This window comes from Brevibacillus sp. GCM10020057, assembly GCF_042683565.1.
GTDB lineage: Bacteria > Bacillota > Bacilli > Brevibacillales > Brevibacillaceae > Brevibacillus.
The window spans coordinates 1-10,640 of record NZ_JBHUJW010000035.1 but is presented as its reverse complement, the minus strand read 5'-3'; the positions used below and the strand labels follow the sequence as shown (position 1 = coordinate 10,640).

General features: G+C 48.7%; 11 protein-coding genes and 1 pseudogene. All 12 read left to right on the top strand.

Annotated elements, in window-relative coordinates; translation table 11 throughout:
- The first annotated feature begins 85 nt into the window (after nucleotides 1-85).
- Nucleotides 86-346, top strand: coding sequence for a hypothetical protein (locus tag ACFSO0_RS11595; RefSeq protein WP_376880270.1), 261 nt, complete (start codon nucleotides 86-88; stop codon nucleotides 344-346).
- 13 nt (nucleotides 347-359) lie between these two features.
- On the top strand, nucleotides 360-626 hold the full coding sequence (locus ACFSO0_RS11590; RefSeq protein ID WP_376880267.1) for a hypothetical protein: 267 nt from the start codon (nucleotides 360-362) through the stop codon (nucleotides 624-626).
- A complete protein-coding gene (locus ACFSO0_RS11585) occupies nucleotides 623-1,027 on the top strand; it encodes a hypothetical protein (RefSeq protein WP_376880265.1) in 405 nt (134 codons plus the stop codon). The genes ACFSO0_RS11590 and ACFSO0_RS11585 overlap by 4 nt, the downstream gene beginning before the upstream one ends.
- The gene (locus tag ACFSO0_RS11580) at nucleotides 1,024-1,485 is read left to right on the top strand and encodes a JAB domain-containing protein (RefSeq protein WP_376880263.1); all 462 of its coding nucleotides are present in this window, start codon (nucleotides 1,024-1,026) and stop codon (nucleotides 1,483-1,485) included. Before ACFSO0_RS11585 ends, ACFSO0_RS11580 begins: the two co-directional genes overlap by 4 nt.
- Before the next feature lie 2 nt (nucleotides 1,486-1,487).
- Nucleotides 1,488-1,814, top strand: coding sequence for a DUF960 family protein (locus tag ACFSO0_RS11575; RefSeq protein ID WP_376880261.1), 327 nt, complete (start codon nucleotides 1,488-1,490; stop codon nucleotides 1,812-1,814).
- A gap of 283 nt (nucleotides 1,815-2,097) precedes the next feature.
- On the top strand, nucleotides 2,098-2,862 hold the full coding sequence (locus ACFSO0_RS11570) for a hypothetical protein (protein ID WP_376880258.1): 765 nt from the start codon (nucleotides 2,098-2,100) through the stop codon (nucleotides 2,860-2,862).
- Nucleotides 2,863-3,112: 250 nt separating this feature from the next.
- Entirely contained in the window at nucleotides 3,113-3,547 is a 435-nt protein-coding gene (locus tag ACFSO0_RS11565; RefSeq protein WP_376880255.1) for a hypothetical protein, read from the top strand.
- A gap of 75 nt (nucleotides 3,548-3,622) precedes the next feature.
- Nucleotides 3,623-5,440, top strand: a complete 1,818-nt coding sequence (locus tag ACFSO0_RS11560) for a DUF927 domain-containing protein (RefSeq protein ID WP_376880252.1) — start codon at nucleotides 3,623-3,625, stop codon at nucleotides 5,438-5,440.
- Nucleotides 5,441-5,504: 64 nt separating this feature from the next.
- Entirely contained in the window at nucleotides 5,505-6,401 is an 897-nt protein-coding gene (locus ACFSO0_RS11555; protein ID WP_376880250.1) for a tyrosine-type recombinase/integrase, read from the top strand.
- A 13-nt stretch (nucleotides 6,402-6,414) separates the two neighbouring features.
- Nucleotides 6,415-7,149 (top strand): hypothetical protein, encoded by a 735-nt coding sequence (locus tag ACFSO0_RS11550; RefSeq protein ID WP_376880248.1) that lies wholly within the window; start codon nucleotides 6,415-6,417, stop codon nucleotides 7,147-7,149.
- A gap of 549 nt (nucleotides 7,150-7,698) precedes the next feature.
- Complete coding sequence (locus ACFSO0_RS11545) at nucleotides 7,699-10,098, top strand: hypothetical protein (protein ID WP_376880246.1); 2,400 nt, start codon at nucleotides 7,699-7,701, stop codon at nucleotides 10,096-10,098.
- 334 nt (nucleotides 10,099-10,432) lie between these two features.
- Nucleotides 10,433-10,640 (top strand): annotated as a pseudogene (locus ACFSO0_RS11540) (IS5/IS1182 family transposase); the annotation flags it as partial.

The window sequence follows — 10,640 nt, the reverse complement described above, 5'->3', positions numbered from 1 at the left end:
AAGGAACTGGCAGTAAACCTACTCTAAACAGGCATTCTCCCACAAAAAGGAGGATGCCGTTTTCCATTTCAAGGAGGAATCACACATGACTGATCTTCTGTTCTTTGGCATTTTGATTGTACTGGCTCTTGGCCTTCTCTCGTTCCTGTGGATGATCGCGAAATCTTGGATCGAGATGATTTTGTGGTTCTTGTTCAGTGTCGGGAAGCTGATCTGGAATGTGGCAAAGTTTGCAGGTCTGATCGTGACGCTGCCATTTCGACTGATCGGCTACCTGTTCCGACTGATCAGCCCGAAGAAGCAAAAGAAGGAAGATAAGACGGAAAAGTCTCGTCACCTATCGTAAGGAGGAAAGCATCGTGGGCGAACCATCGATACAGTACGAGCTGCTTGTTTTGCAAGAGGACAAGATCGTGTTTGGCATCCAGACCTGCGAGCAGTGCGTCACGCTGCTCCTGGACAACCTCTACCACACAGGAGAACCACAGAGCCAAAACACGTACAACGAAATCCTGACCCTGATCCACGAGGTCGAACAGCGACTTCGGCAGGAATGGCTGAACATCAAAATCCAAAAGGCACTCCTTGCCTACCAGATGAACAAGAAGGGAGAACGAGAATCATGAGAGCCATCAAAACCTTGACAGATGTACGATGCTTGCGGGATGCACAAACCTTTTCCCAAAGTTTTCAGGCGTACCTGGAGGAAGAATTTCTGGGACTCAAAGAAGCGTTCGACTTTGACGGACTAGACGAAGCGTTTGCGCTAGATCACTACGGCTTCATGGTCGCGCTAGAGAAGGGAGACAATCTGCGTGACCTGTCTGTAGTCGGTCTAAGCAGGCAGGATGGGGGCTTACTGGGAAGCCTGCCGGAGTTTGTCGAGAAAGTAGAGCGAAACAGCGAATGCTGGTACAAGGTAGTCGTGATCTACACCAACGAGTACGGGATGGCTTTCTATGTTCCGTCCGAGGTCGTTGCCGACGACGAAGAAATCCGAAACTGGCTGGAGGAGCATGTGGAATGAAAACGAAAAGTACAGCAGCAAAACGGGTCAACATTGTTCGGCTTAAAATGGTGCGGGAAGCAAGCATGTTGTACCCGCAACGCCGAATCAAAATGGCAAGGGATGTAGTGGAACTGTTCCTGTCGTTTCTGGACGAAACGGATCGGGAGCAGTTCTTTTTGCTTTGTCTCAACACCAAGAACGAGCCGACAGCCCTTCACACGGTTTCGATTGGCTCCCTGGACTCAAGCATTGTCCATCCAAGAGAAGTGTTCAAGGTTGCGATCCTCTCCAATGCTGCTTCGGTAATCGTCGCCCACAATCATCCCAGCGGAGACCCTACACCCAGCAGAGAGGACATTCAAGTTACGAAGATGCTACAACAGGCAGGAGAAATGCTGGGGATAACAGTGCTGGATCACATCATTGTCGGCACTGAGGGAGCCTACTACAGCCTAAAAGAGCAAGGAGACATGTGAGCATGAGCAAACAAAAACTGTTTTCAACAGAAAGATACGTGACAAGAGGAGTCAATGAGCTAGTTCCCGTAGAGCTGCAGCTCCTCTTGTGGAGCATCCTTGAGAAAAGAATGGAACGAGGCGATCAGCTGGACTACTTGCAGTTGTTTGAACTTTCGGCAGAGATGGTGGACGGAGAACCGTTACAGAAGGTGATAAATCGGCAGGAGCAGCCTTTCCATGAGGAAGTGTTCTACGTGGATCACACCGAGAATCTGGCCAACGGGGTCACCGTCTGGATCATGGATTCGGGGGAGTACAGTACCATGCTCCTTCCAGATGAGTATTGAGGCGGTGGTAAGGTGAACCCAGCAACTATTGTCCAGATAGTCATTTTGATTGCGGAAGTCATTGTTCTGTTGGGAAAGGGAAAGAAATAAGAGCACTGGCAGTCATGCGCCGAGCTACGAGTAAGTATGGAAAATAGCAGCAAAATGGTTGGCAAGTAGCGACAGATGTGTGCGGTAACGTCAATGAATCAGCCAGCGATACCCCTACACGACTGACGCTACTTGCTACAACAGTAGCGGAATTCTTTCTCGATCCAGTATAATACCTCACGAGGTGGAAATTGTGGCGAAAAAGAAAAGGGAACATCGTCCCAAATACCAAAAGCGTCAGAAAGATGGAGAAAGAAAGTATTTCACTGTACGCAGCTTAGTAACTGAAATAACAGGTGCAGAGGCAGATAGCGACGAATTTGAACGTTCCTACAGAGAAGTAAATCGGATTGTCGAGGACATTCAAAAGACAATCAACCGAAAAGGAAGGCTGAAAATTCCTCCCGAAGTCGTGAAAGGTTTTGTCGATTCTACCAAACACTTCTATTTTGACGGGCAGGAAAGAGAGCTGTACCTCAAGAAGATAAGAGGCAATGAAAGCCTGACCACGGACGAGCTGGAGAGACTCATTGCGATTTTTCGAAAATCACTCGACGCGAATCCAGAATCGGAAGAAAAGAAACTGTTGTTAGAGCAGCTAAACGTCGAGTACGAATTCGGAGATCGGATCGATCACATACGAAAGCAAATGCTAGCCGATATTGACCTCGTAGATACCATTCAAAACCATCAGCAAAAAATTGCCTACATGCGGAAGTATGAAGAACTCCTCCAAAAATTGTTGACAGAATGGAGAAAGGAAGTCCGTGCCATCATACGAGAAGAGTCGATCCTGCAGAAACTAGAAGAATCACTGATCGCAGAAGGAATCGACCTTGCCCTCTCACCAGAGGAAATACCGGAACCCCTTGTCCGTCAAACGATTGCCGAAATGGTCAAGGAAGATGCAGAGAAAATAGCGAAAAGGATCAAAGAGAAAGGTGGACTGCAATCCTAAGGGTTGTAGTCCTTTTTCGTTTACTGAAAAAATCGGACAAAAAACGTGGAGAATCCTGTCCGAGTATTTGTTTCCTCCCTTCGATAAAGTAGAGCCATAAACGTTTTGTTGTTCATTCTTTGTCCCTAACGAAGCAGCAGTACCGTCCGTGTGGTAACCAGTCTGACTCCACAGACACTTCAAAACCTTCGTTCGGGAAAGTAGAAGGCTACAAAACGAACCATACCTACCTTGAAGGGAGACCTGTACCATGAAATTTTCCAGAAACAACAAACCACTGTTCCAAATTCCAGAGGAAGGATTCTACGCAGCCAAGATCCTGTCTTGGCGAGAAGGCAAGGCCAGAAATACGATGTTTGGCCTCACGCCTACTGCCAATGTCTTCTTCGAACTGAATAACGGCATGAAAGTGGCGCAGTCCATGCTAATCTTTCCGGGGCCGACTTCCCTGATCGAGAAGCTGGTCAATGTTACGCTGGGCGAAGCCGACGAAGAAGTAGACCTGAACGATCTGATTGGCCAAGAGTGCGGCGTGGAGATTCGTCACAACCATGTAGGTGGCACTACCTACGCGAATGTGGTCGATGTGTTTCCGATCAGTGAACTAGAGCTAGAAGAGGAAGTAGCAGAAGAGCCAACAGAGATGGACGACATGGATAACTCAGACGACCTGGGAGACCTGTAAGCCATCCAGATTCCTTGGGGGGAGGCGGCACTGCCTTCCTCTTCTCTACACTTCCATCTGAAAGGAGCTACAACCATGACCACTCCGCAAACCGAAACCAGCAAGCGTCTGCGCATCAGCCACGAAGAACTCAAACAGGGCCGTTCCTTCTCCATCGGCGACTTCGAACTGAACCACAACGGCCTTTTTCTCAAGAAGATCGACAAGGATACGAACAAAGAGACGATCCTCAAGGTCTGCGAGCCGTTGTTCGTCAAACAAACGGTACAAAACCTGGATACCAAGGACGTCCATCTGGATCTGTGTTACAAGTTCAAGGGAGCCTACCAAGAGCTGCCGATCGGGATGGGGCAACTCGTCCCAAGCGAGCTGATCAAACTCATGGCCAAAGGCGTAGACATTCCCCACGAGTTTGTCAAAGTGATTGCCACCTACCTGAGGGAACAGCAAAAACGTGCCCCGCACAAAGTATTGTTCCACCATGTCGGCTGGCATCGTGACCCGCAGGATCAACTGGTGTTTCGCCACAATCGCATGATTTCCACCGACCCAACCGCTACAGCAACCAACGACAACGAACAAGGACTCTACAATCTGCAACCCAGAGGAGACCTTGCTACATGGGTGAACATGGTTCAGCAGGAAGTCGTCGGCCATGCACCGCTCGAAACCGTTCTAGCCGCTGGATTTGCATCTGCCATCCTTGGATACCTCTCCTACCAGTACGACGACGTGGATACGCTCGTCCTGCACCTGAACGGGAACAGTACCCAAGGCAAAACAACGGCAGCGCTGCTCGGTGTCTCCGTCTTTGGCATGCCTTCGCACAAAAAAAGAGGGCTGGGCAAATCGTGGAACGGAACGACCAACTCCCTGATCAACATGTTGGGTGGAAACTTCGGCATCCCCATCGTTCTCGACGAATTGTCCATGAACAACGCAGCCTCCCTGACTAGTGTTCTGTATGTACTGGCATCAGGGCAAGAAAAGGCCCGTCTCACCGACACCATCCAGCAGCGCAAACAGGGCATGTGGGCCTTGGTGATTCTCTCCACGGGGGAGCAGTCCATTTTCGAGCGGACGAATCACAATGTCGGCCTGACGGTTCGGACGTTCGAATTCTCCAACATCTCCTGGACGCAATCTGCTGCCCATGCCGATGCCATTCGGCAGGTGATACAGGAACACTACGGTCACGCAGGAGAAGCGTTCGTCCAATACCTGTTCGATCAAGGGCTTGGCATTGTCGACCAGACGTGGAAGGATTGGCAAGAACGTTGCACCGAAGTGTTGCCGGATACTCCATTTCGTACACGGATTGCCAAAAAGTACGCGATTCTCCTGTCAGCAGCAGAGCTTGCCAACCGCGCCTTGTCCCTCAACCTTCGACTCGATGAGATTCTGGCGTTTCTGGTCAAGCAGGAAGAGACCATCAGCGAACAGCGCGACATTGGCAAGAAAGCGTGGCAGCTGGTCGTACAACTAATCATCCAGCATCAGGCCAACTTCCGCAAAGAAGGGATCTACTTCCATCCCATCAACTGCTGGGGCAAGATGATTCCACAAGGCAGCTACGTCGAAGTCGCCTTCCTCAAACACGTGCTGGAACAGCAGCTCAAGGAACTTGGTTTCGACGATCCAAAAGTTGTTCTGCGTAACTGGAAAGATAATCAGTTGCTGCTCACCGAAAGAGACCGCACGACAAAGCGTACCCGCATTTTCGAGGAATCTGAGCAAGAAGAACGGCAAAAAGCCCTTGGGTTGGGAAGTACCAAACCACCGAAAAAACTGGAAGATACGACGTACAGTCTCAAGATACCAAAGGAGTTGTTAGAGGGCCTTGTCCGAAGCGGTAGACCCCCACAGGAAATTTCTCTCGATTCAGAAGAGTAAGGCAAGGAGGGCAAAGGAGCCTTCCTTTGCCAAACTCACACCCAAAAACAAGGAGGAATCTCATATGAAAACGATGACTGCCACCGATAGCCTTTTGCTCTCGCAAGCCATTCCCCTCTTTTTGGACTGGCTTAAAGCCAGAGGGATGCGAGAAGAAACCCTGAGAGGGTACAAGATGGATGTCAACCAATTCCTGAAATGGATGGCAGAGCGCTCCAACGGCCCTGTGTTTGTAGACGAAGTGCGGCATACCCATGTCGAAGCGTTCGTGGAGTACCTGACCAACGACCGAGACAGCAAGCCGAGAACGATCAACCGGAAGATCAATGCTCTTTCCACTTTCTTCACATGCCTGAAGAAAAAGAAGCTGGTTCTGGAAAATCCCGTGGAGGACGTAGAGCGAGTCAAGGTACCGGAATCTGAGCGTACCTACCTCAACAAGGACGAGATCGAAGCCATCATAAACGCGATTCAGCATCCTGTCGTTCGAGCGTTTGCCATGATGATGGCTCACACAGGCATCCGCGTCAACGAGTGCATCAACCTCACGCTACAAGATGTGGACTTGGAAGAAGGTTTTGTCCAGGTGGTCAACGGAAAGGGTGGCAAAAACCGGCGGATTCCCATGAATCCTCAGCTGGTACAACACATGAAGGAGTACTTGGAACTACACCGTCCTGCTACCGATTCGCTCTTCTTTTTTGCGCTCAAGAAAACGGGTACCGTTAGCGAGCAGTACGTCAATCGCTTGCTCAAGGAGGCGTGTCAGGAAGTAGGCATCCAGAAACACGTCACCAGCCACATCCTGCGCCATTCCTTTGCCAGCTACCTCGTCAAGAAGGATACCCATGTGGCCGTGATCCAGCGCCTGTTGGGACACGCTAGCCTCAAGACAACCTCGGTGTACCTGCACGTCCAGCAGACCGACCTGCAGGAAGCCGTAAATCGCATCGATTTCTAAGGAGGAAAACGACATGGCATTCGATCCCAGCGTGTACGAAGACGAGAAAATCAAGACGACGCTTGCTCTCTTGGCACAAGGCAAAAGCAAGCAGGAGATCACCGAATACTTTGGCCACAAAGGATGGTTTACGATCGACCAGTACTTTCGCAGAAGAGGATTTCGCTGGAACGGCAATACGTTCGTTCCTGAAGAAACGGACACCCCTTCGGCAACAGAAGATGCCCGATTCCTCAACAGTAAAGCAGGGCAGATCATCCGTCAGCTGAGCCAGAGCAGCGCCAACATCCGTCAGGTCGCCCTCAAGAACGGATTCGCCACCGTGGACGAGATGGGGGAGTACATGAAAGGGCAAGGGTTCGTCTGGAACAGCGAGCAAGAAAACTACGTCTACAGCGAGAGTGTCGGCAAAAAGCAGAGGGATACGCTCACGGCTGCGTCACAGGTCGCTTCTCAGCCAGTAGAGGGCCTGGAAGACTACCAGCAGCTGCTGGCCTACCTGTTGGCCCGAAAAGAGAAGCTGTTCGCCCTTCTGGACACGGAAAACGAGGGCACCCTGCCCAGGTACAAGTTCCGAGGAGCCAAAGCCAACAAAACACTTGGATTTCCCACCTCTCTGCTGACACTCCTAAGCGACTTCAGCAAGGAGTACAACGTCACCCAGAGAGACATAATAGAGGTAGCTCTGGCAGAGTTTTTCCGAAAGTACGGGTACGAAGAACAACTGAACAGTGTGTTGCAAGCGTAGCGGGGAGCGGGTACAACCTCCCCGCTTTTCGTTGCAGTCTGGACAAGGGTTTCCCGCAATACCCGTTTTCCCGCGCCGAAAGGGGGTGTCCCTAAAAAGCGAAAACACCACCACCTGCAGTACGGAGATAGTGAGTTAACCGTTCTGGGGGTGGGGGGTTCCTCGTACGGTAGTTCTCTACGAGTGGCTTTCGTGCCCTTCCGACTGTTCTCTAATCCTTTCCTATGATTTGCCTGACGGTTTTCTTCCTATTATATAGTCCTGCTATTTTCTTCTCTTCTTTAGAAAGAACATTTTGGTTGTGGATTTCGTGTTCTTACCTTTTTTTTCGGGATTTTCGGGAATTGCGGGGTTTTGATCTGCTGCAAGAAAAGGGTGGGTTTCCACTTGCGGGTTTTCTGCGGTTTTTGCGGGGAGTTTTTCGGTTTTTTTCTCGTTCGGCTTTCTCTCGTTTTTTCCTAGGCTCTGCAACAAACTACTCTGCTTTCACTCGGCTTTTCCTAAGCTGCCTGACAAACCGATTGCCGGATTCCTTGAGCTGCATGGGTTTTGTGGCTATCCAGAGAACTGGAAATTTTTAGTGGGTTTTGTGCTATTAACGCAACTCAAGTTCAAGTTGTATTCGGAACAAAAGTTAAAAAATCCGTTGCTGAAGATGAGTCTAACTACTTGGTAAACGGAACTGCTCTTACTGCATCCGCTCTGTTCGGTGGAGCTGGTTCTACTGCTACGCTGCAGGAAGATGGTAAAACAGTCATCCTGGAAGCAAATACTGTAGCTTTGGCCAACGATATTTCCTTCACATTGACTGTGCAAAATATCGTAGATGAGAACTATGCAGCAATTCCGAAAACAAACAAAGTAGTAACCGGTAGCGATAATACAGCGCCAACAGTATCTACTGTTACTGCATCCGCAGGAGCAAGTGGTACCAAATCTGTAAAGGTAAAATTCAGCGAACCGATGCACCTCGGTAACATCGGAACATACTCTGTAAATGGTCAACCTGCAGTGGCTGCCCTGTCTGGTACTGATAACACTGTGGTTAACCTGACAACATCTCAAACTTTAGTTCCTGGTACAGAATACACCTTGCAAGTAAGTGGTGTGAGCGATTCCGAGGGCAACATCAACACATCTGAATCCAAGACATTCACTGTATCTACTTCTGCAGTTGCACCGACAATCACTAGCGTAACTCAGAAATATGGATTCATCGCAGTAACCTTTGATCAACCAATTTCTAGCGACAGCCTGAATGACCTGTCTGTGGGCGTAAACAACGCTACTGACGATGTGACTCTCACTAAGATGGGTTCTGGTACTCCATATGTAACTGTAATTGGACTTGATCCAGAGGATAGCACCAATAAGACTGTTTTGATTACTGTAGCTAACACTGTATACGGTTCTGGTACTACAGCATCTGCGGAACTCAAAATTAAGAACATCTATGATGTGTATGGTAACAAAATGGCTGACTACACTCAAACTATCAGCTTGACTAAGGATACTACTAAACCAACTCTTGTATCCGCTACTCTCGATAGAACCAACAAGCAAGATGTTATTCTTGAGTTTAGTGAACCAGTTCAGCTGCCAGTAATCACCAACGAAATCACTGCTCTCAATACAACTACTGCAACCGATGTAAGTTCTTCTTACACTACAAACGTGGGTGTTCAAGTACTTGTAGATGAGAGTGGAGATCCTGTAGCTGCAGGTGTAAACCAATCTAAGTTTGTTAAGTTGCCATTGGAGGCAGCACTCGCAGCTGGATCTTACCAATTCTCTGTACCAGCTGGCCTGATTCAAGACGTTGTGGGTAACAGCAATGCAGCGTTCAACTTCAACCTGACTGCCGATGCTGCTTCTGATACTACACGTCCAGTGGTAACTCTGAAGGCAAGCCCTGCTGCCGCTGTAGTGAATGGTAAAAACACAATTCAAGTTGAGTTCGATGAAGAAGTTCGTTTGGCAGATGCAACTAACCTCAACAACTACATCCTGAATGGTGCAGCACTGCCAGCTGGAACAGTTATTACCAACGTATCCGCAACACCTACTGACTATGATAAGTTCTTGATTACCTTGCCAGCAGATGCGGTCACAGCTGATGTTACTAACGCGACTCTGATCGTAAGCAACATCCGTGACGTAGCTGGAAACGCAGTAGCTACTACAACCCTGAACGACTTTAACACTGGTGCTACAGTTGACTTGGCTGATACTAAACTGCCGACCATTGTGTCTGCAGAGGCGACTGCTGATGACACTTTGGTACTCACCTTCAGTGAACCTGTAGTAGCTAATGGCGACGGCACTGGGGCAGCAGAACTCAACATTGGATCTGTAGCAATTAACCTCGATGCTGAAACTGTAAGTTCTGTTGGTAATAAGGTAACAATTACCTTGGCTGCTGGCGGACTTGGCGCAGTTGACTTCTCTAGCGATACGCTCACAGTAACTGCTGGTGCATTCCAAGATAAAGCAGCAACAGCTAATGGTATCGATGCAATCGTTGCAGCTGATGACCTTGCGGTTACAGACAAGTTCGCGGATGTAACAGGTGGTTCTGTAGCTACTACCGATAACGGTGCAGTTAGCGATACAGACAACATCTCTGAAATTGCTGTAAATATCACTGCACCTACTAACGCAGCAGTAGATACTGTAACTAAATACCATGTTTACATCGCAGATGCAGGTGCAGCAGACCTGACTACTGTAGAAGATGTTGAAGCTAACCTCACTAAGCTGGTTACTTGGACAGCATCTAAAGCAGGTTCCGCTCAAGTAATCCCTGCGACTGCTGGACTGACATTGTCTGATGGTACCGCTGTTGCTGGCTTCAATGGATCTGTTGATACCTACATTGTTGTAGAAGACGACAAAGGTAACAAAGCATTGATTAAACAACTCGCAGCAGCAGTTAATATTGCTGACTAATAGCGATTAAGAAAAGAGCCCAATTACTTGGGCTCTTTTCTTTTTTTAGGGATTGGTGCGTGTGAACAACAGAGAATGTCGAAAGGATCTACCTTTCAAGGGGTAGCCTCTTTCTTTTTGCTAGAACTCACTGAAAATAGCTCATTAAACTCGCTGAATTACTTTTGGTATCAATCTCCTAGATAGCTGAATCTAGACAAGTCAAGTAATTAGGGCTTGCTGAACGATCAAAAAATCCAGTAGGGACAAGGGTTTGAGGCACATTTCGTCGAATTCATATGCAAGGAAATCGTTTCATAATGATGAAAAACCGTGCACATGGAGGATGACGATCATGTACCAACCGTACGCCAACGAGGAAAACCAATTGCTACTGCCGAGCGATTTTTTCTTGCCATTCGGCGGTCGTCTGAATCCGGACAACAAGCTCGCACAGATGATCCCTTGGGCGCGGTTGGATCACAAGTATGCAAAGTCCTTCAAGAAATCGTTTCGCGGTCAAAAGGCGGTTTCGGTTCGGATGGCGCTTGGCGCCTTGATCA